Below are 23,478 nucleotides of genomic sequence, written 5' to 3'. Positions count from 1 at the left end.
GGTCGCGCCGGCCTCCTGCAGGTGGTAGCTGCAGATGTTGATCGGGTTCCAGCGCGGGATCTCCGTGACCGTGTAGGCGACGACGTCGGTGATCAGCCGCAGCGACGGGCCGGGCGGGAACACGTAGGTCCCCCGGGACAGGTACTCCTTGATGATGTCGTTCTGGGTGGTGCCGGTCAGCTCGCCGGGCTGGGCACCCTGCTCCTCGGCGACCACCTGGTACAGCGCGAGCAGCCACATGGCCGTCGCGTTGATGGTCATGGAGGTGTTCATCTTCCCGAGCGGGATCTGGTCGAACAGCGCCCGCATGTCACCCAGGTGCGCGACCGGCACTCCCACCTTGCCGACCTCGCCCCGCGCCAGCACGTGATCGGGGTCGTACCCGGTCTGGGTCGGGAGATCGAAGGCCACTGACAGACNCGTCTGCCCCTTGGCCAGGTTGCGCCGGTAAAGCGCGTTGCTCTCGGCCGGGCTCGAATGCCNCGCGTAGGTCCGAATGATCCACGGCCGATCCCGCTCCGGCCGGGCCGTCTCCGTCATCGCCGTCTCCTCGCGCTCCGTGCGGGGTGCCCGGGAACTGGCGCCGGACCGGAGCAGAGTAACGGCCGTAGGCGCTCCGGCGCCCCGCCTGTGTGAGCCGTCCGACGGGCGGGCCCGCGGTCAGCCCGCGCAGACGCCCGGGCTGCCCCAGACGTCCATGAGCGGCTGCGGGATCCGAGCGCAGGCACCGGGCCCGTGGGCGACCAGCGCCCAGGGGGCGCTGCCGTCGCGCATCCACACGTACGGGTTGCGAGCGTCCGAGTCGGGCACTCCGCTGATCTCGGCCCGGCCGACCGCCCAGAAGACGTCCTGCTCGCGGGAGGCGCCTTGGATCGCGCCGTAGTAGAGCCCGTCGGGGACGTTGACGTCGGACGCGACCGGGGTGGCCGCGCCGGTCTCCGTGCGGACCTGCCAGGCGGCGAGCCACTGCAACGGCACCCGGATGGCCGCCCGCTGCGCGGGCGTGAGACTCACCTTCACGGGGCGGCCCGGCTCCCGGCTGGTCTCCCAGTCGACCGCCGGGAGCACCGGCCTCAGCTCCGGAGCGTCCGGCTGCTCGGTCGCGGTCCGCTCGGCCGCCGGCTGGTCGTCGGAAGCCCAGACCAGGCCGATGACGACGCCCAGCACGATCGCGACCACGAACGACCCCGCGACGAGGAGCGGACGCTTCTGCTCGGCCCAGGTCGCGGCACCGGTTCCGGCCACACGGCCACTGGCTGGGTTCACCCCCGCGGGCACCTCCACGTCCAGCATGTCTGTGTCTGCCCTCCACCATGCCATGACCCCGCCCGATTATCGGGAAAGCATGCCCTATCGCGACTCGACGTCCTTCGACNGGCGGCTACTGATCACGCACCGTCCCGACATCATCGTTACCCGTGACAAATCTCACGGGCCGGTGGGGAGAAGCGGATCATGTACGGTTCGCACCCGCAGCAGCCGACCGAGGCGGTCCGCCGCCAGCTGGGGCCACAGCGCCGCCGGCACCTCCAGCAGCACCAGCGAACGACCCACGGAACGTGCTCGGCGGGCCCCGCCGAGCAGCACGCCGACCCCCGCGTTGTCCGCGAGCTCCAGGCCCCCCACGTCCACATGAAGCGGCCCGCGGCCCGCGTCGATCGCCGCGTGGAGCAGGGTCCGCAACTCGCCGACGGATCTGACGTCGACCGTCCCGGTGAGCCGCAGTGTCTGGTTCCCGCCGGCGGCGGGACAGTCCGCCCCCACCACCCGAGCTGCCGACGACGTGGCCACCGCGGCCTCCGATCCCATGTGTCGGCTGCCCGTGACCTTCGTGTCGGGGCCCGCCGTTGGGCACCTGGGGACCCGTGACGCGGGACCCGCTCGAACTGATGATCCCACCGATACGCCCGCCACGTTCCGTTTGCGCCGCCGTACCGAGGCAGTCGGGCCCAAGTACCCGCCACCGGCCGGCAACAGTGCCACGATGGAACAACCATCCGGACCCCAGAGGATGCTCGTGGAGACCACCGCGCTCGGCTTCCTGTACGGGCCGACCCTGGTTCTGCTTGCCGTCAGCGTGCTGGTGGCCGTCGGCCGCCTGACCTCCGGATCGGTGCCGGGCCGGCCGGAGAGCGGCGCACCGACCGACAGCGCACCCACCGACAGCGCACCCGCCGACAGCCCGCCCGCCGACAGCCCGCCCGCGGGCGGCGAGCCCGACTTCGGCCTGCTCGTCCCGGTGGCGACCGTGCCGGGTGAACAGGCCGCCCAGCTGCGGGCCGCCCTGCGCGCCCACGGAGTCCGCGCCACGCTCGGGCCGGCCGCCTCCGCCTCCGGTCGGCCCTCCGGCTTCGCTCCAGGCGGCCGGGCCCACGTCCTGGTCTTCGCCGGTGACCTGCCGCGGGCCCGCCGCGCGCTCCGGCAGGCCTGGGACGACCGCTGACCCGGCTCCCGCGCCCGACCGTCAGGCGGCCGCCGCGGACGGGGGCTCGCGGCGGATGCGGGCCCCGAGCGCCGTGAGGCTCTCCACGAAGTTCGCGTAGCCCCGGTCGATGTGGTGCACGTCCCGGACCTCCGTGGTGCCCTCCGCCACCAGCCCCGCGAGGACCAGCGCCGCGCCGGCCCGGACATCCGAGGCCAGCACCGACTCGCCCACCAGCCGCGGAGTCGGGCGGACCACCACGTGATGGCCGTCGGTGCGCAGGTCCGCGCCGAGCTTGTGCAGTTCGCGGCAGAACACGAACCGGCTGTCGAAGACATTCTCCGTGATCATCGAGGTACCCTCACTGATCGCCTCCAACGCGATCACCTGCGGCAGCAGATCCGTCGGGAACCCCGGGTACGGCAGCGTCACGACGTCGATCGACCGCGGCCGGCGGTCCGCGCTGACCCGGAAGCCGTCCTCGCCGATCTCCACGAGCGCCCCGGCGTCGGCGAGCTTCTCCAGGACGATGCCCAGGTGCTCGGCCCGGCCGTGCCGGATCATCACGTCACCGCGGGTCATGAGCGCACCGATCGCCCAGGTCCCGGCGACGATGCGGTCCGGGACCGTCCGGTGGGAGACCGGCAGCAGCGTGTCCACCCCGTCGATCACCANGGTGGACGACCCGGCGCCGTCGATCCGCGCGCCCATCGCGGTGAGCAACTCGCACAGATCCGCGATCTCCGGTTCCTGGGCGGCGTTGTCGATCACGGTGGTCCCCTTGGCGAGCACACCGGCCATCAGCAGGTTCTCGGTGGCGCCGACACTCGGGAAGTCCAGCCAGATCGACGCGCCCTGCAACCGGCCGGCGGAGCGGGCCACCAGCGCCCCGCCCTCGATGTCCACCACCGCACCGAGCTTCGCCAGGCCGTTCATGTGGATGTCGAGCGCGCGGGAGCCGATCGCGTCCCCACCGGGGAGCGCCACCCTGGCCTCGCCGCGGCGAGCCACCAGCGGCCCGAGAATGGCCACCGAGGCCCGGATCCGGCGCACCAGGTCCGCGTCGGCGGTCGAGTCCACCTCCTCGGGCACGTCGATGACGACCCGGCCCTCGCCCCGGTCATGCCGGGTCTCGGCACCCAGGCCGCACAGGACGTCCGCCATCACGGACACGTCCAGAATGTCCGGCACGGCCTCCAGCGTGGTGCGGCCGGGCGCGAGCAGGCTCGCCGCCATCAGCTTGAGCACCGAGTTCTTCGCCCCTGGAACGGCGATCTCGCCGGCCAGTCTGGTTCCGCCTGTCACGACGAAGCGCTCCACGGGCTCCGATGCTAGGTGCTCGGGGGAAGATCTTCAGGACCAACCCGGGGAATCGGCGGATCTGGACCACGGTCGGACCTCCGGGACGGCCGTTCGGGGATCCCGCGACGGGCCGCCGGCGGTCCCCTCAGTCCGCCCGGCCCGCCGGCGGCGGGGGCGGCGGGGGCGGCGGATCTCCCGGTGGCCGGCCCGCGGGCGGCGGCGCATCCGCGCCGAGGAGATGAATGCCGTCGTGATGGCGCAGAACAGGCTCCTCGTGACCAGCCAGCGCGTCGGTCACCCGCACAGCGAAGGCGGGCACCGATCTTCCCTCGACCTCCGCCGCGGTCAGCCACTCCACCGCCGTGGCCTCGTCGGTTTCCGCCAGCGCCTCGGCCTGTTCCGCTCGGCACAGGAAGACCAGGGCCGACCACACCCAGCGACAGGTTCAGATAGATGCCGGTCAACCGCTCGGGTTCGACCAGGATTCCGGTCTCCTCCCGAACCTCTCGACGAAGGGCCTGGTGGAAGGTCTCGCCCCGTTCGAGCACCCCGCCAGGAAGCTGCCATGCGCCGTTGTCCCGACGTTGAATACAGAGCACGCGGTCGTCACTTCCGCGGATGACAGCAGCTACGCTGACGGAATGCATGTGAGGAACTTACCGATAGGACTTGGACATCCTCGGCAACTGCAATGCTCGTAGCGCGCCTCGCCGCACTGCCCCCTGAGACGGATCCCTCCTACGGAATCCGGGCCCGCGCTCTGCTTGCGGACCCGGCGACCACCGACGAGGCGCTCGGCGCTGTCCTCGCCGACCTGTCGAACCTTGAGCAGATCAGGTTTCATGCTTTCTACTGTCTGCAGACCCGTGCCTGGCGGCGCCGNGACCACCGGGCCCACCGGGCAAACGTCGACCGGTACCAGTCGGAGTTCGGCTCGCACCCGATGTTCTTTTTCATGCAGGCCGAGTACTATTCCTCCCTCGACGGCGAACCGGCGAACCGGCAGGCGGCACTGACCTTTGCCCCGGAAGCAGTGCGGCGGCTGTCGTCGATCCCCGGAGTGCTGCATCTCGCGGCCTCAGTCATCGCCGATCACCACGAGGCGGATGCCGACGCCGACCCGCGGCTTCTGTTGGAGGGCGAACGACTCGTCCGGCAGGCAATCGCGCTCAGCAATGGCACGTACCCGCGCTATCACGCCACGCACGCACGTATCGCCACTCTGCGGGGCGCCTACGGCGCAGCCCGGGCAAGCATCGGGCGAGCCATTGAGGAGGAGGACAGCTCCGGCGCCGAATACGCGCTCCGCATCGGCGACTACCAGCTGATCCGCGCCCGCATTCTGCACGCACAACAGGCTGAGACACTCCGGGCCGGCCAGAGCGAGGCGACCGCGGAACTCCGGCGCATCCGCGCGCAGATCCTGGAGATCATGGGCCTGCTGGCGGCGGTGATCGCCTTCATCACCACCGCCGCCAACATCACGGCCGGTCAGCCGCCCGGGCCCGCGGCGGGCCTGCTGACCACCGCCGGCGGGGTGACCCTGCTGGTGTTCTGGGGCTCCTGGATCCTGGGCGATGTCCCCGAGGCGGCCCGGCACGCGCGCTGCCTGAGCGTGCCGCTGGCCGGCGGGGAGGAGGTCCTGGTCTGCTCGGACGGGTTCGCGCGCCTGGTCGAGCCGTTCGGCCTCGTGGACGGCTACGCCGCCCTCCTGCGGGCGGTGCGCGGCGGCGCCGGCGCCGCGGGCGACCTGGTGGAGCGGAAGAACCACCGAAGGCACCGAAGCGACCCGGCCCCTACAGTGGCCGCATGGCGGTTCATCTGACCCGGATCTACACCCGTACCGGCGACGACGGGACGACGGCGCTCGGTGACATGTCGCGGGTGCCGAAGACCTCGGCGCGGCTCGCCGCCTATGCGGATGTCGACGAGACGAACGCGGCGATCGGCGTGGCCCTCGCGCTGGGCGACCTCGGCCCGGACGTCCGCGAGACGCTCGCCCAGGTGCAGAACGACCTCTTCGACGTCGGCGCCGATCTGTGTTCCCCGGTGGTCGCCGAGCCGCAGTATCCACCGCTGCGGATCAGCGACGTGTACGTCGACCGGCTGGAGGAGGCGTGCGACCGGTACAACGAGACGCTGTCGAAGCTGAACTCGTTCATCCTGCCGGGGGGTACTCCCGCCGCGGCGCTGCTGCACGTGGCGCGGACGGTGGCGCGCCGGGCCGAGCGGTCCTGCTGGGCGCTGCTCGAGGTGGAGCCGGACAGCACGAACCCGCTGCCCGCCCGCTACCTGAACCGCCTTTCGGACCTGCTGTTCATCCTCGCGCGGGTGGCGAACCCGGACGGCGACGTGCTGTGGAAGCCGGGCGCCGGCGGCTGAGCGGCCGGGCGGGATCCGGGCCACCTGACACGTCTGGCCCGGTCGGCGCGCCGACTGAGCGTCAGCGCGCCGACCGGGCCAGCGCGAACGAGCCTGGCAGGCAGGCGGTACTTCTCGGAGTCAGGAAATCGACGCGCTCTCGGCGAGGATGCTGACGCCTTCCTTGGTGACGGAGAGGAAACCACCGTCGACACCGGCGGAGATCTCCTGCGAGCCGACCTTCACCCGCACGGTCTGGTCACGGACCAGCACCGCGAGCATCGGGACGTGGCCCGGCAGGACACCGATGTCGCCCTCGACGGTCCGGGCGACGACCATGTCGGCGTCGCCGGACCACACCTCCTGCTCGGGCGAGACGATCGCCACCCGCATCGGCATTACAGGTTCTCCGCGTTCTTCTCGGCGTCCTCGATCCCGCCACACATGAAGAACGCCTGCTCGGGCAGGTGGTCGTAGTCACCCTGAGTGAGGCGACGGAACGACTCGATCGTCTCCGCGACCGGGACGAACTTGCCGGGAATACCGGTGAACTGCTCCGCCACGAAGAACGGCTGGGACAGGAACCGCTGGATACGGCGAGCCCGGTTGACGAGGATCTTGTCCTCTTCGGAGAGCTCGTCGATACCGAGGATGGCGATGATGTCCTGCAGGTCCTTGTAGCGCTGCAGGATCCGCTGCACCTCGCGGGCGGTGTCGTAGTGCGCCTGCCCGATGTAGCGCGGGTCGAGGATCCGGGAGTTCGAGTCAAGCGGGCTCACGGCCGGGTAGATGCCCAGGTCGGAGATCGCTCGGTCGAGCACCGTGTTGGCGTCGAGGTGGGTGAACGTCGTCGCCGGAGCAGGGTCGGTCAGGTCGTCCGCGGGCACGTAGATCGCCTGCAGCGAGGTGATCGAGTGACCGCGGGTCGAGGTGATCCGCTCCTGCAGGGCGCCCATCTCGTCGGCCAGCGTCGGCTGGTAACCGACGGCGCTGGGCATCCGGCCGAGCAGGGTCGACACCTCGGATCCGGCCTGGGTGAACCGGAAGATGTTGTCGATGAACAGCAGCACGTCCTGCTTCTGGACGTCCCGGAAGTACTCGGCCATGGTGAGCGCGCCGAGGGCGACCCGCAGCCGGGTGCCGGGCGGCTCGTCCATCTGGCCGAACACGAGGGCGGTGTCCTCGATAACCCCGGCCTCGGTCATCTCCAGGAACAGGTCGTTGCCCTCACGGGTGCGCTCGCCGACACCGGCGAACACCGAGACGCCACCGAACTCCTTGGCGACTCGACGGATCATCTCCTGGATGATGACGGTCTTGCCGACGCCGGCACCGCCCATCAGGCCGATCTTGCCGCCTCGCACGTACGGGGCGAGCAGGTCGATGACCTTGATGCCGGTCTCGAACATCTCGGTCTTCGACTCGAGCTGGTCGAAGGTGGGCGCCGCGCGGTGGATCGGCCAGTAGGTCTGAGCGTCGACGCTCGCCACGTCGAGCGGGTTGCCGAGCACGTTGAACACGTGCCCCTTGGTGGCGTCCCNGACGGGGACCGAGATCGGCGCGCCGGTGTCCTTCACCGGGGCCCCGCGGACGAGGCCGTCGGTCTGCTGCATGGAGATCGCGCGGACCGTGTTGTCCCCGATGTGCTGCGCGACCTCAAGGGTGAGGATCGCGGTCTGGCCATCGATGGTGCGCTCCACGTGCAGCGCGGTGTAGATCTCGGGCAGTTCGTCAGGGGCGAACTCGACGTCGACGACCGGTCCGATGACTCGGGCGACTCGGCCGATCCCCGGAGTCCGGCCCTCCGCCGTAGCCGGCGAGCTGGTGGTGACGGTCATGGCGTCCTCGGTTTCACTGTCGTTGCCCGCCGCCGCGGGCTTCGGGCTTGACGTTCGTCGGTGTCGACGCCGGCAGCGGGATCGGTGCCGGCACTGAACCCAGTGTCCGCACCGATCCAGCCGCCGCCTGGGTCGGCGACCCGCCGCGGCGCGCGTCGGGGCGGAGCGGGCCGGAGTCTCACACCTGACTCCTAGGCGCCGGACGCCAGGGCGTTCGCGCCACCCACGATCTCGGAGATCTCCTGGGTGATCGCGTCCTGGCGGGCCCGGTTCGCGGCGCGGGTGTAGGTCTTGGCCAGTTCCTCGGCGTTGTCGGTCGCCGACTTCATGGCCCGCTGGCGCGCGGCCGACTCACAGGCGGCCGACTCCAGCAGGGCCGCGAACAGGCGGCTTTCGACATACCGCGGCAGCAGCGCGTCGAGCACGGACTCGGCGGACGGCTCGAACTCGTAGTTCGGCAGCGGTCCGCCGGGCGGCGGCTCGTCGTGCTCGCGCAGCACCATCGGGAGCAGCCGGTGGGCCACCGGGGTCTGGGTCATCGCGCTGACGTACTCGGTGAAGACGACATGGATCTCGTCGACACCGCCTTCGTCGGTCGGGGTGGTGAACGCCTCGATCAGCGTGTCGGCCACCGCCTTGGCGTCACCGTACCCGGGCTGCTCGGAGAAGCCGGTGTACTCCCCGGCCAGCTCCCGGCCGCGGAAGCGGTAGTAGGACACCGCCTTGCGACCGACCGCGTAGAGCAGGGGCTGCTTGCCCTCCTCGCGGAGCAGCTCGACGAGCTCGCCGGCGCGGCGCAGCGCGTTGGAGCTGTAGCCGCCGGCGAGGCCGCGGTCGCTGGTGATGACGACCACGGCCGCCCGGGTCGGCTGCGGGCGCTCGGTGGTGAGGGGATGGGAGATCGTCGTCTGCGACGCCACGGCGGTGATCACTCGCGTGATCTCCTCCGCGTACGGCCGGGACGCGGTGACCCGCGCCCTGGCCTTCGCGATCCGCGAGGCGGCGATCAGCTCCATCGCCTTCGTGATCTTCTTGGTCGAGTTGACCGTCTTGATGCGCCGCCGGTACTCGCGAAGCTGGCCCGCCATGGGTCAGCGGCCCGTGGTCTCGGAGGACGGCTTCNGGTGGTGGACGGCGATCTCCTCGCGCTCGACCGCGGACGGGTCGAGTGCGTCCGGAGCGGCCTCGTTCACCAGCGGCGAGCCGCTCGACAGCGTGAACTGCAGCTTGAACTCGGTGATCGCCGACTCCAGCGACGCGATCGTGTCGTCACCGAGCTTGCCGGTGTTGACGATCGTGTCGTAGACGCCGCCGTGGACCCGCCCGACGAAGTCGAGGAACTCGGTCTCGAAGCGGCGGATGTCCTCGACCGGCACGTCGTCCAGCTTGCCGGTGGTGCCGGCCCAGATCGAGACGACCTGGCGCTCGACGGAGAACGGCTTGTTCTGGGGCTGCTTGAGCAGCTCCACCAGCCGGGCGCCCCGGGCGAGCTGGTCACGCGACGCCTTGTCCAGGTCGGAACCGAAGGCCGAGAAGGCCTCCAGCTCGCGGTACTGGGCGAGGTCGAGCCGGAGCCGGCCGGCGACCGACTTCATCGCCTTGACCTGGGCGCTACCACCGACTCGGGAGACCGAGGTACCGACGTTGATCGCCGGCCGGACGCCCTGGTTGAACAGGTCCGACTCCAGGAAGATCTGGCCGTCGGTGATCGAGATGACGTTCGTCGGGATGTAGGCCGAGATGTCGTTGGCCTTCGTCTCGATGATCGGCAGCCCGGTCAGCGACCCGCCGCCCAGCTCGTCCGACAGCTTCGCGCAGCGCTCCAGCAGACGGGAGTGCAGGTAGAAGACGTCGCCCGGGTAGGCCTCACGGCCCGGCGGGCGGCGCAGCAGCAGCGAGATCGCCNGGTATGCCTCGGCCTGCTTGGACAGGTCGTCGAACACCACCAGGGAGTGCTGCCCGTTGTACATCCAGTGCTGCCCGATGGCCGAACCGGTGTACGCGGCGATGTACTTGAAGCCGGCCGGCTCGTCGGCCGGGGCGGCGACGATCGTCGTGTAGGCCAGCGCGCCGGCTTCCTCAAGGGTGTTGACAACCTCGCGGATGGTCGACTTCTTCTGGCCGATGGCGACGTAGACGCACTTGACCTGCTTCTTCGGGTCGCCGCTGAGCCAGTTGTCGCGCTGGTTGATGATCGCGTCGATCGCGACCGTGGTCTTGCCGGTCTGCCGGTCACCGATGATCAGCTGCCGCTGACCACGGCCGATGGCGGTCATCGCGTCGATGGCCTTGATGCCGGTCTGCAGCGGCTCCTTGACCGGCTGGCGCTCGACCACCGACGGCGCCTGCAGCTCGAGCGCGCGGGTGCCCTCGGCGGCGATCTCTCCGAGGCCGTCGATCGGGCGCCCCAGTGGGTCGACGACACGACCGAGGAAGCCGTCGCCCACGGGAACGGCGAGAATCTCGCCGGTCCTGCGGACCTCCTGGCCCTCCTCGATGTGCTCGGCCTCGCCGAGGATGACGCAGCCGATCTCGCCAACCTNAAGGTTGAGGGCCAGGCCAAGCACGCCGCCGTGGAACTCCAGCAGCTCGTTGGTCATGGTGTGCGGAAGGCCCTCGACCCGCGCGATCCCGTCACCGGTCACGGTGACGCGGCCGACCTCCTCCCGCTCACCGGAGGTGGCCTGGAAGGAGTCGACGTACTCCCGGAGGGCGTCGCGGATCTCCTCCGGCCGGATGGACAGCTCAGTCATCGCGTTGGTCCTTCATGGCTGACGTGGATCTGGTCATCGGTCGTCACTGACGGTCCTCGCTTCGGTCCCGGCGTGCGCTCGCCCATCGCGCCTCCGGGCCTAACGCGTCAGCCCGCGGCGGGCCGCGGCGAGACGGCGCAGGACCGTGCCGTCCACGACCTCGTCGCCGACCCGCACGGACAGACCGCCGAGTATGGACGGGTCGAGGTCGATCTGGAGCTGGATCTGCCGGCCGAAGAAGCGGCTGATCGCCGCCTTCAGCCTTGCGATCTGGTCTTCGTCGAGCACGGTCGCGCTGCGGACCACCGCGACCACCCGCCCGCGGCGGGCGGCCGCGAGCCGGCTGAGATTCTCCAGCCGCCGCTCGACATCACCCTGGGAGGGGTCCACGGCGGTCTGCTGGGCGAGCCGCACCGTCACCGGCTGGGCTCGCCCCGACAGCAGCCGTTCCACCAGGGCGGCCTTAGCGGACGCCGGCGCGGCCGGATCCGTGAGCGCGAGGGAGAGCTGCGGGTTCTGGCCGAGGATGCGGCCGAACCGGAACAGTTCGTCCTCCACCTCGTCCAGGACGTCCGCGGCCTCCGCCTCGGCCAGTGTCGCCTCGACCGAGAGCTCGTCCAGGGCGAGACGGAGGTCCACCGGTCGGGACCAGCGGCCGGAGACGGCCGCTGACACCACCGAGAGCGACGCCGGGCTGATCTGGCCGCCGAACAGCCGGGCGGCGAGATCCGCCCGGGACTGGGCCGGCGCGCCCGGGTCGGTCAGTGCGCGCCGCACCGTCGGCTCACGGCCGACGAGCGACGCGACCGCGCCGAGGTCGGCCGCGATCCGGCGCGCGTCCGGCGCCGGTCCGGCGGTGGCTCCGACCGGCACCGCCGTCGCCTGGTCGAGGACCGACCGGGCGGCGGCAAGCGACTGCCGGCTGGCTCCCTCCACCGTCAGACTCCCGGTCCGGCCGGAGCGGCCGCGGGACGCGGCGCGGAGTCGAGACCCGTGATGAAGTCGTCGACAAGCTGCCGCTGACGCGCGTCGTTCTCCAGCTCGTGCCCGACGATGCGGGTGGCGAGCTCGAGCGCGATCTCACCGATCTCACGCCGGACCGACGCGACGACCTGGGCCCGTTCGGCCACCAGGGCCGCGTCAGCCCGCTCTTTGATCTCGGCGACCTCCTGCTGTGCCTGTGAGCGCAGTTCCTCGACGATCTGCCGCCCCTGTGCCTGCGCGTCCTCACGGATACGCGCCGCCTCGGTACGGGCCTCGGCGAGCTGGGAACGGTACTGCTCGAGCAGGGCCTGGGCCTCGGTCTGCGCCTGCTGGGCGCGGGTGAGACCACCCTCGATGCGTTCGGCTCGCTCCGCATAGGTCCTGCGGATCTGCGGATAGATCCGCCAGAAGAAGAAACCCACGAGCAGACCGAAGGCCAACAGGCCGACGATCAGCTCCGCGAGCGGTGGCACAAGGACGCTGTCCTCGTGCTCCGCCCCCTCTTCGGCGGCGAGAATGAGTGTCTGCAGCACCAGGCGCCCCGGATCAGGTGAAGACGAACGGCACGACGAAGCCGATGAGGGCAAGTGCCTCGACGACGGCGAAACCGATTAGCATGTAGCGGAAAGCCACCTGCTCGGCCTCGGGCTGGCGAGCGATCGCCTGAACGCCCAGACCGAAGATGATGCCGACGCCGATGCCGGGACCAAGGGTGGCGATACCGTAGGCCACCGTCCCGATGTTGCCGCTGATGGCGTCATCAGCGGCGAGAACCGCGGCCGCGGAAAGAGACATCGTTGAGATCCGTCCTTCTGTGGTCGATGCACCGGGGGGCTCTCCCACGGTGCGCGTGGTCGGTTGGCTTCAGGCCCGCGCCACCGCGCCGGCCGGGGTGAGCTGCGCGCTCTCCTCATGCCCGTGGCCCGGGGAGTGCTCCGCGGCGTGGTCACCGTGGTCGCCGCCGTGCGAGGAGATCGCACCGCCGATGTAGGCGGCCGTCAGGACCGTGAAGATGTAGGCCTGCAGGACGTCGATCATCAACTCGAAGGCGGTCAGGCCGATCGCCACCACGCCGGAGATCGCACCGAAGATGAACTGCGGGCGAGGTAGCAGGTAGTCGGCACCGAGCGCGAACACGAGCAGGAGCATGTGGCCGGCGAACATGTTGGCGAACAGCCGGATGGCCAGCGTGGCGGGACGGGCGATGATGGTCGAGACGAACTCGATCGGCGCCAGGATGATCTTCACGAACAGCGGCGCGGTCGGCGCCGGCACGAGCATGTCCTTGAAGTAGGCGCCGAACCCGTGCTCACGGATGCCGACGATGTTGAAGATCAGCCAGCTGGTGAGGGCGAGGATCAGCGGCAGCGCGATCCGCGACGTGGTCGGGAACTGCGCGACCGGAATGACCGCGAGAACGTTCGAGACCAGGATGAAGCAGAAGAGAATGGTCAGGTAGGGAGCAAAGGTCTTGCCCCGCTCACCGATCACGTTCCGCGCGATCGAGATGTCGACGAAGTCGTAGATCGACTCACAGAAGTTCTGCAGCCCGCGGGGCACGACCGTCGCCTTGCGGAACCCAAGCCAGAGGAAGCCCCCGACGAAGAGCGACGCAAACAGGGTCAGTGCAGACCACTTGTTGAAGTAGAAGTCGACCGGACCCAGCTCGAACTCGAACCAGCTCTTCGGCTTGAAGACATCGGGAGTCGGCCCATGGAAGCCGTCGTCGGCCACCGCGAGCAGCGATCCGCTCGGCACTTCCGATACCTCCAAGATCATTTATGCTGACAAAGTTCGCGATCCCCCCAGGGCTGGATCGACCTCACCCTATACGGGATGGGCCGCCGCCCCGGGCAATCGAAGACAAGCGGATGACCGCCGGACGCAGCCCGTTCACAGCCTCGGCGGCAGGGGACTCACTGTCCCGGTTCCGAAGCGGTCGAAGCGGAGCATCCAGTGCCGACAGCATCCACACGGCGCTCCTCGACAGGGCAGATGCTATCCGGCCGGGCGCTGGAGAGCACTCGTTGCAGGACTAAGATCTCCGACGGACAGTCGAACGTTCATCTTCCGTTGGGTTTTTGGACATCTTGTCACACTACGTTGTGGAGGCATCGCTCAACGCTCCGTCAACGTCGCGCTCCGAAGCGGTAGATGACCAGATAGATCGCGGCGACGACCCCGACGATGAGCCCGATCGGAAAGAACAGGGCATCGAAGCCGAACAGGCGATCGACCCCGAAGCCCACCAGGCCCCAGAAGCCACCGCCGCCCACCAGCGTGCCGACGATGCCCCAGGCTTCCCCGGGTGGTGGATTCGGCCGATCTACCTGCCCCGATCTTAGCCTTTCCTCCCTTTTCGCATTGTCCTTTTTGCCTGAATGTCCGCGATCAGGCCCGTTGGTGTCGCTCACCGTCACGTTGTTCCTAATCCGGGCCGACGGCCGGTCCCCGGCGACGACCGAGCCGGGCTGCCTTCGGCTGCCTGTCCGCGCCTACGGCTGTTGGCGGGATCCCCCGGCACCGGCCGGGCCGGAGCCGGTGGAAGGAGCCCTCCCGGCGGGAAGTACCGGCGCGACCCGGGACGGGTCGAAGGTCGCGGGATCGTAGAAGGGCACCCGCAGCCGGGCGGCCACCCAGACCTCGGCCGCGACCCAGCACAGCGTGCCCGCCATGATCGACCAGGCGAAGCTGCGGAGGTCGATCGCGGTCACGTCGCGCAGGCCGAGCAGCACGACGCCGAGGACACCGACCTTCGCCGCGTAGATCCCGAGCGCGGCCGGCAGCAGCATGGTGGTCGCACCGCGGCGCGCCACGGCGACCAGCGCGAGCTTGCCGAGTGCGAAGAAGGCCGCGACCAGGCCGACGGCCAGCGCCGCGCCCGCCGCGCCGGCGGCGCCGCGCAGCGCCCAGCTCAGCGCGAGGGCGGCCACCAGCAACCCCGCCATGGCGGCGAGCCCGGCCCGCAGCGCCGGGACAGCCGTGGCGATCATGCCCGCCGCGCCGCTCGCTGGCCGGTGAGGAGCAGGGCGACCAGCGTCAGCAGCCCGACGCCGACCGTGGCGGCGAGGATGGGAAGCGGCGAGTCCGAGAAGGACGCGGCCACCCCCCCGAAACCGACGAGCGCGGCCCAGAAGTACATCAGTAGAACCGCCCTGACGTGGGAGTTGCCAATGGAGAGAATCCGGTGGTGTAGGTGCATTTTGTCCGCGGCGAACGGCGAGCGGCCGGCCTTCGTGCGCCGGACCACCGCGAGCCCGAAGTCCAGCACCGGGACCGCCAGCACCGCCAGCGGAATCGCCAGCGGGATCAGTGACGGTAGCTGCCTGGAGGGTCCAGCGTAACCCCCGTAGGCGACCTGACCCGTCACCGAGATCATCGAGGCGGCGGACAGCAGGCCGATCAGCATTGATCCCGAATCCCCCATGAACAGCCGGGCCGGGTTGAAGTTGTGCGGCAGGAAGCCGACGCAGACGCCCGCCGTCACGGCGGCGAGCAGGGCTGCCGGAGAAGCCCGGTAGAAGCCGTTGATAACCGCGATCTGGTAGGCGAAATAGAAGGTCGCGCACGCCGCGATCGCGGCCACGCCCGCCGCGAGCCCGTCCAGGCCGTCGATGAAGTTCATCGCGTTCACCAGGATGAGCGTCGCGAGGATCGACAGCGGTACAGCGGTCTCCGGGCCGAAACTCAGCGTTGTCTGGCTGTCGNGGTCGATCGCGAAGGACCACTGCACGCCCAGCAGCACCATCNCTCCCGCCGCGGCCACCTGACCGGCCAGTTTGGTCAGCGAGTCCAGCTCCCAGCGGTCATCGGCGACCCCCAGCAGGCAGATCAGTGTGCCGGCGACGAGGACCGCCCGCGTCTCTGACCAGTCCTTGGACACGACCGAGAGAAAAGGCAGCTGGTCCGCGACCTCCAGGCCGGCGTAGAGCCCCGCGAGCATCGCCAGGCCCCCCAGCCGCGGGGTCGGCGTCGCGTGCACGTCCCGGGACCGTGGCCAGGCGACCGCCCCGATCCGGAAGGCGATCCAGCGGGCGATCGGCGTCGCCAGGAAGGTGACGGCCGCGGCGACCGCGAAGACGAGCAGGTACTCGCGCATCTGACCCGCTATCTCGGATAGGCGGGGAACTGGCCGACCAGCGCGGCCACCGCCGTCGCCACCGCCCCGGCGGAGCCCGGATCACGAACGGCCCGGGAGATCAGACCGGCGATCTCCTTCATCTCTCCCTCGCGCATTCCCTGCGTCGTCACCGCCGGAGTACCCACCCGGATGCCGGACGAGATCGCCGGCGGCTGCGGGTCGTAGGGAATCGCGTTCTTGTTCAGCGTGATTCCCGCCGCGCCGCAGCGGGCCTCGGCATCCCGGCCGGTGACCCCCAGGTCCTTGAGGTCGAGCAGGGTGAGATGGGTGTCCGTGCCACCGGCGACGGGGCGCAGCCCCTCGACCGCGAGTCCGTCCGCGAGCGCCCGCGCGTTGGCGATCACCTGGTGCGCGTAGGCGGCGAACGCCGGCGTCGAGGCCTCCTTCAGCGCGACGGCCTTGGCGGCCACGGCCTGCATCAGCGGGCCGCCCTGGCTGAAGGGGAAGACGGCCTTGTCGATGCGCGCGGCCAGCTCGGACCGGCAGAGGATCATGCCGCCCCGCGGCCCACGCAGCACCTTGTGGGTNGTGAAGCTCACGACGTCGGCGTAGGGCACCGGGCTGGGCACCGCACCGCCCGCGACCAGGCCGATGAAGTGGGCCGCGTCCACCAGCAGCCACGCGCCGACCTCGTCCGCGATCGATCGGAACGCGGCGAAGTCGATCAGGCGGGGATAGGCGGTGGCACCGCAGATGATCATCTTGGGCCGGTGCTGCAGGGCGAGCTGGCGGACCTCGTCGTAGTCGATGAGCTCGGTGTCCGCGCGGACTCCGTAGCCGACGACGTCGAACCAGCGGCCGGAGAAGTTCACCCGGCTGCCGTGGGTCAGATGACCGCCGTGCGGCAGCGACATCGCCAGCACCGTGTCGCCGGGCGTGAGCAGGGCCGCGTACACGGCGAAGTTCGCCTGCGCGCCCGAATGCGGCTGGAGGTTGGCGTGCTCGGCGCCGAACAGCTCCCGCGCCCGCGCGATGCCGAGCTCCTCAGCCCGGTCCACGACCTGGCAGCCGCCGTAGTAGCGGCGCCCGGGATAGCCCTCGGCGTACTTGTTCGACAGCGTCGACCCGAGCGTGGCCAGTACCGCCGGGGAGGTGAGGTTCTCGCTCGCGATGAGCTGCAGACCGCCGCGCAGCCGATCCAGTTCGTCGAGCACGACGGAGGCGATCTCGGGGTCGGTGGCCTGCAGAAGGTCGAAGTCCGGGCCCCAGAACGGGGTGCTCATGATGGGTCCACCTCCCGCGGCTGTGAGGCCAGGATAAGTCCGGCCACCGTGGCCCCGCGCGCTGCCGTCGGCGGCGGGGGCTCCGCGGCGGCACGTGGGTCCCGCGCGACGTACCGGTTCCTCAAGTGACAGCGCCGGTTCAGTGACGTGCCGGTTCAGTGACGTGCTGGCTCAGCGACGTGCCGGCTCAGCGACGTGCCGGCTCAGCGACCTACCGGTTCCTCGACGAGCGGCAGCACCGAGCGCAGCGCCGCGAGGCTCACCGCCCCCTCCCGCACGACCACCGGAACCCTCCCGGTGCAGTCCAGGATCGTCGACGCGGCGCCGACCGGCGTCGGCCCGCCGTCGAGGTAGACCTCCACGGCGCCGCCGAGCTGTGCCAGCGCGTCGTGGACCGTCGTCGCGGGCGGGCGCCCGCTGAGATTCGCACTGGACACCGCCATCGGACCGGTGCGGGCCAGCAGTTCGAGCGCGACCGGGTGCAGGGGCATGCGGACCGCGACGGTGCCGCGGGCGTCGCCCAGATCCCACCGCAGGGAGGGCGCGTGGTTGACGACCAGGGTCAGGCCGCCCGGCCAGAAGGCGCGGACCAGATCGCGGATCTGCCCCGTGACCTGCTCGACCAGGCCGTCCAGAGTCCGCCAGGAGCTCACCAGCACCGGCACGGGCATGTCCCGCCCCCGCCCCTTGGCCGCGAGCAGGGTGGTGACCGCGCCCCGGTCGAACGCGTCCACGCCGAGGCCGTACAGCGTGTCGGTGGGCAGGACGACCAGCCGGCCCCGGCGGACCGACTCGGTCGCCGCATCCAGCCCGGCGGCCCGCTGGTCCTGCTCAGCGCAGTTGAACACCTGCATCATGCGTCCTCTCCGGCGCCCCGCGACCGCTCCCGGCCGGCGGGTTCCAGCGGGCAGTGACGAAACGGTCCCGCCCGGCGAGATCAGGGTGATCGACGATCTCGGACCACGAGCCGGCCCACGGCCCCCCGCTCGCAAGCAGGGCGGGGACTGCCTCGCCGTGCTCGTCCGCATGTTCCATGACGAGGACACCCCCGGGTCGGAGCAGGCTCACCGCGGCTGCCACGACCGCCCGGGGGCCGTCCAGACCGTCCGGACCGCCCCACAGCGCGGCGGGTGGATCATACCGGCCGACCTCGGGCTCGACCCGCGCGCGCTCATGGTCGGGGAGATAGGGAGGATTGCTGACCACGAGGTCAACCCGGCCGGCCAGGGCGGCCAGCACCGTGCCGACGTCGGCGGCCGGCGCCTGGCCGGGACTGGCCGGGCCGGCAGCACTGGGCGGGCCGGCAGCAGTGGCCGGGCCGGCAGCAGTGGCCGGGCCGCCGGGAACGCCCACGTCCGCGCGGTGCACCCGCACCGGCAGGCCGGTGCGCTCGACGTTGCGCCGCAACCAGCCGAGCGCGGACGGCTCCACCTCCACCGCGTGGACCTCGGCGGTGGGCACCTCGTCAGCCAGGGACAGCGCGATGGCTCCCGACCCCGCACAGAGATCGACGCAGATCNGGTGGGCGGNGGCCATGGACCGCAGTGCCCTGATGGCGCCCTCGACCACCCACTCGGTCTCCGGGCGGGGGATGAACACCCCGGGCCCGACCTCGATGTCCAGCCGGCGGAACCCGGCCAGGCCGGTCAGGTGCTGCAACGGCTCCCGGCTCGCCCGCCGGGCCACCAGCGCGCGCAGGCGGGCCGCCTCGGCGGCGCCGATCCGGTCGACCAGGAGCAGTCGCCCGCGGTGCAGGCCGAGCACATGCGCCGCCAGTTGCTCCGCGTCGCCGCGCGGGCTGGCGACCCCGGCCGCGGCCAGGCGCTCCGCGGCCGCCGCGAGCTCGTTCCCCAGATCCACCGAACCCAGATCCGCCGAACCCGGGCGCGCCGCCGCGCGGGTGTCGGCCACCGCGGCGCGCGCCCACGTCACGGGGCGGCCGCCATCCGGGCGGCCTGGTCGGCCTCGATCAGCGCGTCGAGCACGGCGTCGAGGTCCCCGTCGAGCACCTGCTCAAGGTTGTGGGCCTTGTAGTTGATCCGGTGGTCACTGATCCGGTTCTCCGGGAAGTTGTACGTGCGGACCTTCTCGGACCGGTCGACCGTGCGCACCTGGCTCGCCCGGACCGCGGCGGCCTCCGNGTCGGCCCGCTCCCTGGCGGCGGCGAGCAGCCGGGACCGCAGGATGCGCATCGCCGACTCCTTGTTCTGGAGCTGGCTCTTCTCGTTCTGGCAGGACACGACGACCCCGGTGGGCAGGTGCGTGATGCGCACCGCCGAGTCGGTCGTGTTGACGCTCTGGCCGCCGGGGCCGGAGGAACGGAAGACGTCGATCCGCAGATCGTTCGGATCCACCTCGATGTCGACATCCGCCGCCTCGGGCATGACCAGCACCCCGGCCGCCGAGGTGTGGATGCGCCCCGCCGACTCCGTCACCGGAACCCGCTGCACCCGGTGCACGCCGCCCTCGAAACGCAGCCGCCCGAAGACTCCCTGGCCTGGACCGGCGGATCCGCGGGCCTTCACCGCCACGCTCACGTCCCGGTAGCCGCCGAGATCGCTGGGGTTCGCGTCCAGGATCTCCGTGCGCCACCCGCGCCGCTCGGCGTACCGCAGGTACATCCGCAGCAGGTCACCGGCGAACAGCGCGGACTCCTCGCCGCCGGCCCCGGCCTTGACCTCGAGGATGGCGTCCCGGCTGTCGTCGGGATCGACCGGCACGAGGTAGGCCCGCAGCCGGCCGGCGAGCTCGGCCCTGCTGACCTCCAGCGCCGCGATCTCGTCGCGGAACGACGGATCCTGCTCGGCGAGCTCACGCGCGGCCTGAAGGTCGCCTTCGATGCTCTCCATCTGCCGGGCGAGGTCGACCGGGGTGGTGAGCTCGGCGTAGCGACGAGTCAGCTCCCGGGCCGCCGACGGATCACTGTGCAGGTCGGGATCCGCCAGCCGCTTCTCGATGTCGGCGTGCTCGGCGATCATGCTCGCGAGCGGGGAGGTCATCGCTGTTCCTTCGGGTCATCGGGACGGACCTGGGTACCAGGCCGCCAGGACGCGAACGGCGCCCGCCCGGTGATCCGGAACGGGCGCCGTGGGCGGCCTACTGCGCGCCGCCGGCCTTGTCGCCGGGGCGGCGCCGACCGAACCGCCGCTCGAACTTCTCGACCCGGCCGCCGACGTCCATGATCTTCTGCTTGCCCGTGTAGAACGGGTGGCACTGCGAGCAGACCTCGGCGCTGATCGCAGCGTTCTCCTTGGTCGAACGCGTGGTGAACGTGCTCCCGCACGTACAGGTCACGACGGTCTCGTGGTACGTCGGGTGGATGTCAGCCTTCATCGTTCCTCTTCCGGTGTGGCCGCCGGGTCGCCGCCGCGGACGCGGACGACGTGAACCGGAGCCGGTGGATTTCCAGTCTGCCAGACCCTCCGGGCGGTGCCCGCCAAGTGCCCGCCAAGTGCCCGGCAGGTGCCCGCCGGGCTCCCGTCGGACCGGCCGGGCCATGGGGGCGGGCTGGCCCGCCGGTGTGCACAACGCCGCCGGCGAGCCCCGATGTTCCCGGAGCCCGGCCGGCGGATCTCAGTCCTGCGGGGGCGCCGTCTTCGCGATCTGCATCAGGAACTCGTAGTTCGTCCTGGTCTGCTTGAGCCGCTCAAGCAGCAGGTCGAGTGCCTGCTGCGGCTCCCGGGTGTGCAGGACGCGCCGCAGCTTGTGCATGATCGCGAGCTCGTCGGGCGCGAGCAGGATGTCCTCCTTGCGGGTTCCGGAGGCGTCGACGTCCACCGCCGGGAAGGTCCGCTTGTCGGCGATCTTGCGGTCGAGCTTGAGCTCGGCGTTACCGGTGCCCTTGAACTCCTCGAAGATGACCGTGTCCATCGTCGAACCGGTCTCGACCAGCGCGGTCGCGAGAATCGTCAGCGAGCCGCCGTTCTCGATGTTGCGCGCCGCGCCGAGGAACCGCTTCGGCGGGTAGAGCGCCGTCGAGTCGACACCACCGGAGAGGATGCGCCCCGACGCCGGCGCCGCCAGGTTGTAGGCGCGCCCGAGCCGGGTGATCGAGTCCAGCAGCACGACGACGTCGTGCCCCAGCTCGACGAGCCGCTTGGCCCGCTCGATGGACAGCTCGGCCACGTTGGTGTGGTCGGCCGGCGGGCGGTCGAAGGTCGAGGCGATGACCTCGCCCTTCACCGACCGCTGCATGTCGGTGACCTCCTCGGGCCGCTCGTCGACGAGCACGACCATGAGGTGGCATTNGGGGTTGTTCGTGGTGATCGCGTTCGCGATCGCCTGGAGCACCATCGTCTTGCCGGCCTTCGGCGGGCTGACGATCAGCGCACGCTGGCCCTTGCCGATCGGCATCACCAGGTCGATGACCCGCGTGGTCAGCATGTGCGGCTCGGTCTCGAGCCGCAGCCGGTCCTGCGGGTACAGCGGGGTGAGCTTGTGGAACTCCGGCCGGCCGCGGGCCTCGTCCGGCTCCATCCCGTTGATGGTGTCCAGGCGGACCAGCGCGTTGTACTTGTCCCGGCGCTGCTCGCCNTCCTGCGGGGCCCGCACGACACCGGTGATGGCGTCACCGCGGCGCAGGCCGTTGCGCCGGACCTGGGCGAGGCTGACGTACACGTCCGTCGGCCCGGTCAGGTAGCCACTCGTCCGGATGAACGCGTAGTTGTCCAGGACGTCGAGGATGCCTGCCACCGGGACGAGGACATCGTCCTCGCGCACCGTCGGCTCGGGCTCGGCCGGGCCGCCCTGGCCACCGCGACCGCGGTTGCGGCCACGCTCGCGGAAACGCCCGCGCCGGCGCCCGCCGAACTCGTCGTCGCCCTGGCCGTCGCCCTGCGGGGAACGATCCCCGGGCGGGGTCCGGTCGCCGGGCTGGCTCCGGTCCGAGCGGTCCGAGCGGTCCGAGCGGTCGTTCCGGTCGCCGGAGCGCGACCGGTCGGAACCGCCACGCTCGCGGTCACCGGACGGCTGGGAACGACCCTGGCGGTCGCCCCCGGAGCGGTCGCGGTCGCCCGAACGGTCGTTGGAACGATCACGATCGCCGGAGCGGTCACGGTCGCTGGGACGCTCGCGCTCCCCGGAGCGGTCGGAACGCTCCCGGTCCCCGGAGCGGTCGCGATCGCCGGAGCGGTCACGGTCGCCCCCGGAACGCTCGCGACGGTCATCGCGGCCACGCGGCGAAGTGCTCTCGGAGCCACTCCCACCCGCGCGCACCGGCGAAGGCGCCGCCGCGGTGCCCTCGGCTGCCGCCTGGGGACGGGTGACGTCCTCGGTCTGCTCCGGGCCGCTCGCGGCCGGCGCCGACGGAAGGGTCTGCTGCTCGCCCGCGGGAGTCGTGACACCCCGGGAGGAGCCACGCCGACCACGCACGCGGGTCGTGGACGCCGCCGCTGACGGCGTCTCGGCGCCGGAAGCACCAGCGGCGCTGGCGGTGGCGCCGGTCTGCGCCGACTCGGCCGCGGCCCGTTCCTCGACGGGCGCCGCCGTGGTGGCCGTGGCCGGCGCGGAGCCGCTCGACCTGTCCCGCGCGGGCCGCTCCGCGGACGTCGCCGCCGGAGCGGAGGCGGGCGCGGAAGCCTGCGCCGGCGCCGACACCGGGCCGGTGGACTCCGTCGCCGGCCGGGCCGCGGCCTCGCCATTCTGGACATTCTGAATAGCCGCGATCAGCTGGCCCTTCCGGAGTCGGCCGACTCCGGGAATGCCCATCTGCGAGGCCATGGCCTGCAACTCGGGCAGAAGCATCGCGGACAGTCCGGTGCCGGAACGTCGGCGCCGGGGGGCCGAGGAAGCCTCGGCCGAAACGCCGCCCGCCGGGGAACGGACGGCATGGTTGCCGTTCGATCCGGCCGGGTCGGCGGTGTCCACGGTCGTCGTGCCGGCCGCGGCGGAGCTGTCGGCGGGCAAGGCAGGCGCCGCAGACTCACGTGCGCTGTCGGGCAGCACGTCGGTGGTGTCGCTCAAGGTTTTCCTTCCTGGAAGGAACCGGCTTCTCGGGCCGGGCGTAGCGTGTGAACTTTCTTCGCCTGCGCGCATGCCGGATGTAAGGAGACGCAGCACCATTTGAACGGCGAACAACGCGCCCACTCAAAGGCGCCGACGGCCGACAGCCGCGAGCGAACCCGATTTCCCGCCGGCGGGTGCCGGTACGCCAGCCGAGGCAACGGCGACGAGGCTTGAAGCACCGGGATCCCTGACCAGGACCGGCCACCGTGTGCGACCGAACACTGCTGTGAGGCTCCACTGCAGCTTGGCCACCACTGCGGACCAGATCAGGCTGGCGGGGCGAGCACGCGCCGCGGCGGCAGCGGGTGCAGTCATCAGACTATCCAGACGGAGACACGTCGGCAACAACCTAGCGACCTCTGGATCTCTCGATGACACCACGAGGGAGTCTCCGATGACTGCACGGAGCCCCTCCGGGGCGCCCAATCCTCCCAGACGCCGCCATTCGTAC

Annotated in this window: 20 protein-coding genes and 18 pseudogenes; 3 read left to right on the top strand and 35 right to left on the bottom strand. The window is 71.1% G+C overall.

Annotated features, from left to right (window positions below):
- The 5 genes and pseudogenes from UG55_RS37065 to UG55_RS14580 form a co-directional block, all read right to left on the bottom strand.
- Window positions 1–419, bottom strand: a pseudogene (locus UG55_RS37065) (methylmalonyl-CoA mutase family protein); the annotation flags it as partial.
- Window position 420: 1 nt separating this feature from the next.
- Window positions 421–482 (bottom strand): annotated as a pseudogene (locus tag UG55_RS37060) (hypothetical protein); the annotation flags it as partial.
- A gap of 1 nt (window position 483) precedes the next feature.
- Window positions 484–597, bottom strand: a 114-nt coding sequence (locus UG55_RS45415) for a hypothetical protein (RefSeq protein ID WP_255360483.1), incomplete at its 3' end; no start/stop codon positions are given.
- Between the two features lie 63 nt (window positions 598–660).
- The gene (locus UG55_RS14585; RefSeq protein ID WP_066068433.1) at window positions 661–1,293 is read right to left on the bottom strand and encodes a hypothetical protein; all 633 of its coding nucleotides are present in this window, start codon (window positions 1,291–1,293) and stop codon (window positions 661–663) included.
- A gap of 135 nt (window positions 1,294–1,428) precedes the next feature.
- On the bottom strand, window positions 1,429–1,791 hold the full coding sequence (locus UG55_RS14580) for an STAS domain-containing protein (protein ID WP_242424339.1): 363 nt from the start codon (window positions 1,789–1,791) through the stop codon (window positions 1,429–1,431).
- A gap of 220 nt (window positions 1,792–2,011) precedes the next feature.
- Here UG55_RS14580 and UG55_RS14575 point away from each other — a divergent pair, with 220 nt between their 5' ends.
- Window positions 2,012–2,443 carry a hypothetical protein gene (locus UG55_RS14575; RefSeq protein ID WP_066068427.1) on the top strand — a complete coding sequence of 144 codons (432 nt, stop codon included), beginning with the start codon at window positions 2,012–2,014 and terminating at the stop codon, window positions 2,441–2,443.
- Between the two features lie 21 nt (window positions 2,444–2,464).
- On the opposite strand, the pseudogene UG55_RS37055 reads toward UG55_RS14575, so the two are convergent.
- From UG55_RS37055 to UG55_RS37040, 4 genes and pseudogenes are all read right to left on the bottom strand, one after another.
- Window positions 2,465–3,096: pseudogene (locus UG55_RS37055) on the bottom strand (UDP-N-acetylglucosamine 1-carboxyvinyltransferase); the annotation flags it as partial.
- A 1-nt stretch (window position 3,097) separates the two neighbouring features.
- A pseudogene (locus tag UG55_RS37050) lies at window positions 3,098–3,742 on the bottom strand (UDP-N-acetylglucosamine 1-carboxyvinyltransferase); the annotation flags it as partial.
- 127 nt (window positions 3,743–3,869) lie between these two features.
- Window positions 3,870–4,157 (bottom strand): hypothetical protein, encoded by a 288-nt coding sequence (locus tag UG55_RS37045; RefSeq protein ID WP_066068425.1) that lies wholly within the window; start codon window positions 4,155–4,157, stop codon window positions 3,870–3,872.
- A gap of 91 nt (window positions 4,158–4,248) precedes the next feature.
- Window positions 4,249–4,371, bottom strand: a pseudogene (locus UG55_RS37040) (NUDIX hydrolase); the annotation flags it as partial.
- A gap of 308 nt (window positions 4,372–4,679) precedes the next feature.
- Here UG55_RS37040 and UG55_RS14560 point away from each other — a divergent pair.
- Both UG55_RS14560 and UG55_RS14555 read left to right on the top strand, forming a co-directional pair.
- Complete coding sequence (locus tag UG55_RS14560) at window positions 4,680–5,549, top strand: hypothetical protein (protein ID WP_242424338.1); 870 nt, start codon at window positions 4,680–4,682, stop codon at window positions 5,547–5,549.
- Window positions 5,534–6,106 (top strand): cob(I)yrinic acid a,c-diamide adenosyltransferase, encoded by a 573-nt coding sequence (locus UG55_RS14555; RefSeq protein WP_066068422.1) that lies wholly within the window; start codon window positions 5,534–5,536, stop codon window positions 6,104–6,106. The genes UG55_RS14560 and UG55_RS14555 overlap by 16 nt, the downstream gene beginning before the upstream one ends.
- A 120-nt stretch (window positions 6,107–6,226) precedes the next feature.
- On the opposite strand, the gene UG55_RS14550 is transcribed toward UG55_RS14555, so the two are convergent.
- From UG55_RS14550 to UG55_RS36960, 26 genes and pseudogenes are all read right to left on the bottom strand, one after another.
- Window positions 6,227–6,484 (bottom strand): F0F1 ATP synthase subunit epsilon, encoded by a 258-nt coding sequence (locus tag UG55_RS14550; RefSeq protein ID WP_066068419.1) that lies wholly within the window; start codon window positions 6,482–6,484, stop codon window positions 6,227–6,229.
- A pseudogene (atpD, locus tag UG55_RS14545) lies at window positions 6,484–7,625 on the bottom strand (F0F1 ATP synthase subunit beta); the annotation flags it as partial. The gene UG55_RS14550 and the pseudogene atpD, both read right to left, overlap by 1 nt.
- Window position 7,626: 1 nt before the next feature.
- A pseudogene (locus tag UG55_RS37035) lies at window positions 7,627–7,923 on the bottom strand (F0F1 ATP synthase subunit beta); the annotation flags it as partial.
- Between the two features lie 191 nt (window positions 7,924–8,114).
- Window positions 8,115–9,011 (bottom strand): F0F1 ATP synthase subunit gamma, encoded by an 897-nt coding sequence (locus UG55_RS14540; protein WP_066068414.1) that lies wholly within the window; start codon window positions 9,009–9,011, stop codon window positions 8,115–8,117.
- A 35-nt stretch (window positions 9,012–9,046) separates the two neighbouring features.
- Window positions 9,047–9,828, bottom strand: a pseudogene (locus tag UG55_RS37030) (F0F1 ATP synthase subunit alpha); the annotation flags it as partial.
- 1 nt (window position 9,829) lies between these two features.
- Window positions 9,830–10,465, bottom strand: a pseudogene (locus UG55_RS37025) (F0F1 ATP synthase subunit alpha); the annotation flags it as partial.
- Between the two features lies 1 nt (window position 10,466).
- Window positions 10,467–10,676: pseudogene (locus UG55_RS37020) on the bottom strand (F0F1 ATP synthase subunit alpha); the annotation flags it as partial.
- Window positions 10,677–10,775: 99 nt separating this feature from the next.
- Window positions 10,776–11,612 (bottom strand): F0F1 ATP synthase subunit delta, encoded by an 837-nt coding sequence (locus UG55_RS14530; RefSeq protein ID WP_066068409.1) that lies wholly within the window; start codon window positions 11,610–11,612, stop codon window positions 10,776–10,778.
- A gap of 2 nt (window positions 11,613–11,614) precedes the next feature.
- Complete coding sequence (locus UG55_RS14525; protein ID WP_066068406.1) at window positions 11,615–12,193, bottom strand: F0F1 ATP synthase subunit B; 579 nt, start codon at window positions 12,191–12,193, stop codon at window positions 11,615–11,617.
- 13 nt (window positions 12,194–12,206) lie between these two features.
- Window positions 12,207–12,455 (bottom strand): F0F1 ATP synthase subunit C, encoded by a 249-nt coding sequence (locus UG55_RS14520; protein WP_066068403.1) that lies wholly within the window; start codon window positions 12,453–12,455, stop codon window positions 12,207–12,209.
- Between the two features lie 69 nt (window positions 12,456–12,524).
- The gene (gene atpB / locus UG55_RS14515; protein WP_066068400.1) at window positions 12,525–13,418 is read right to left on the bottom strand and encodes a F0F1 ATP synthase subunit A; all 894 of its coding nucleotides are present in this window, start codon (window positions 13,416–13,418) and stop codon (window positions 12,525–12,527) included.
- A 371-nt stretch (window positions 13,419–13,789) separates the two neighbouring features.
- On the bottom strand, window positions 13,790–14,074 hold the full coding sequence (locus UG55_RS37015; protein ID WP_242424337.1) for a hypothetical protein: 285 nt from the start codon (window positions 14,072–14,074) through the stop codon (window positions 13,790–13,792).
- Between the two features lie 81 nt (window positions 14,075–14,155).
- Window positions 14,156–14,653 (bottom strand): hypothetical protein, encoded by a 498-nt coding sequence (locus UG55_RS14505; protein WP_066068397.1) that lies wholly within the window; start codon window positions 14,651–14,653, stop codon window positions 14,156–14,158.
- Window positions 14,650–15,367: pseudogene (locus UG55_RS37010) on the bottom strand (MraY family glycosyltransferase); the annotation flags it as partial. The pseudogene UG55_RS37010 and the gene UG55_RS14505, both read right to left, overlap by 4 nt.
- A gap of 43 nt (window positions 15,368–15,410) precedes the next feature.
- Window positions 15,411–15,759: pseudogene (locus UG55_RS46250) on the bottom strand (undecaprenyl/decaprenyl-phosphate alpha-N-acetylglucosaminyl 1-phosphate transferase); the annotation flags it as partial.
- Between the two features lie 8 nt (window positions 15,760–15,767).
- Window positions 15,768–16,328 (bottom strand): annotated as a pseudogene (locus UG55_RS36995) (serine hydroxymethyltransferase); the annotation flags it as partial.
- A 1-nt stretch (window position 16,329) separates the two neighbouring features.
- Window positions 16,330–17,024, bottom strand: a 695-nt coding sequence (gene glyA, locus UG55_RS36990; RefSeq protein WP_396230911.1) for a serine hydroxymethyltransferase, incomplete at its 3' end; no start/stop codon positions are given.
- A 203-nt stretch (window positions 17,025–17,227) separates the two neighbouring features.
- Entirely contained in the window at window positions 17,228–17,878 is a 651-nt protein-coding gene (locus UG55_RS14490) for an L-threonylcarbamoyladenylate synthase (RefSeq protein WP_066068388.1), read from the bottom strand.
- Window positions 17,856–18,543, bottom strand: a pseudogene (locus tag UG55_RS36985) (N5-glutamine methyltransferase family protein); the annotation flags it as partial. The gene UG55_RS14490 and the pseudogene UG55_RS36985, both read right to left, overlap by 23 nt.
- 11 nt (window positions 18,544–18,554) lie before the next feature.
- A pseudogene (locus tag UG55_RS36980) lies at window positions 18,555–18,956 on the bottom strand (peptide chain release factor N(5)-glutamine methyltransferase); the annotation flags it as partial.
- Window positions 18,953–19,164, bottom strand: a pseudogene (locus UG55_RS36975) (peptide chain release factor 1); the annotation flags it as partial. The pseudogenes UG55_RS36980 and UG55_RS36975, both read right to left, overlap by 4 nt.
- A 1-nt stretch (window position 19,165) precedes the next feature.
- The coding region (locus tag UG55_RS14480) for a PCRF domain-containing protein (protein WP_242424333.1) at window positions 19,166–20,023 on the bottom strand (858 nt) is incomplete at its 3' end.
- 97 nt (window positions 20,024–20,120) lie between these two features.
- Window positions 20,121–20,357, bottom strand: a complete 237-nt coding sequence (rpmE, locus tag UG55_RS14475; protein WP_066068380.1) for a 50S ribosomal protein L31 — start codon at window positions 20,355–20,357, stop codon at window positions 20,121–20,123.
- Window positions 20,358–20,597: 240 nt separating this feature from the next.
- Window positions 20,598–21,271 (bottom strand): annotated as a pseudogene (rho, locus tag UG55_RS36970) (transcription termination factor Rho); the annotation flags it as partial.
- A gap of 1 nt (window position 21,272) precedes the next feature.
- A pseudogene (locus UG55_RS36965) lies at window positions 21,273–21,557 on the bottom strand (transcription termination factor Rho); the annotation flags it as partial.
- A 1-nt stretch (window position 21,558) separates the two neighbouring features.
- A partial coding sequence (locus UG55_RS36960) for a Rho termination factor N-terminal domain-containing protein (protein ID WP_242424332.1) occupies window positions 21,559–22,985 on the bottom strand: 1,427 nt, incomplete at its 3' end.
- Between the last annotated feature and the right edge of the window lie 493 nt (window positions 22,986–23,478).

Origin of the sequence: Frankia sp. EI5c (assembly GCF_001636565.1) — a bacterium.
GTDB lineage: Bacteria > Actinomycetota > Actinomycetes > Frankiales > Frankiaceae > Parafrankia.
This window is presented reverse-complemented; position numbering and strand designations above follow the sequence as displayed.

Bases quoted from the DNA above. Each gene is read 5' to 3' on its own strand.
- UG55_RS14505 (WP_066068397.1), bottom strand. From the start codon at position 14,653: ATGATCGCCACGGCTGTCCCGGCGCTGCGGGCCGGGCTCGCCGCCATG.
- UG55_RS14555 (WP_066068422.1), top strand. From the start codon at position 5,534: ATGGCGGTTCATCTGACCCGGATCTACACCCGTACCGGCGACGACGGG.
- UG55_RS14575 (WP_066068427.1), top strand. From the start codon at position 2,012: ATGCTCGTGGAGACCACCGCGCTCGGCTTCCTGTACGGGCCGACCCTG.
- UG55_RS14540 (WP_066068414.1), bottom strand. From the start codon at position 9,011: ATGGCGGGCCAGCTTCGCGAGTACCGGCGGCGCATCAAGACGGTCAAC.
- UG55_RS14520 (WP_066068403.1), bottom strand. From the start codon at position 12,455: ATGTCTCTTTCCGCGGCCGCGGTTCTCGCCGCTGATGACGCCATCAGC.
- rpmE (WP_066068380.1), bottom strand. From the start codon at position 20,357: ATGAAGGCTGACATCCACCCGACGTACCACGAGACCGTCGTGACCTGT.
- UG55_RS14585 (WP_066068433.1), bottom strand. From the start codon at position 1,293: ATGCTGGACGTGGAGGTGCCCGCGGGGGTGAACCCAGCCAGTGGCCGT.
- UG55_RS14550 (WP_066068419.1), bottom strand. From the start codon at position 6,484: ATGCCGATGCGGGTGGCGATCGTCTCGCCCGAGCAGGAGGTGTGGTCC.
- UG55_RS14490 (WP_066068388.1), bottom strand. From the start codon at position 17,878: ATGCAGGTGTTCAACTGCGCTGAGCAGGACCAGCGGGCCGCCGGGCTG.
- UG55_RS14560 (WP_242424338.1), top strand. From the start codon at position 4,680: ATGCAGGCCGAGTACTATTCCTCCCTCGACGGCGAACCGGCGAACCGG.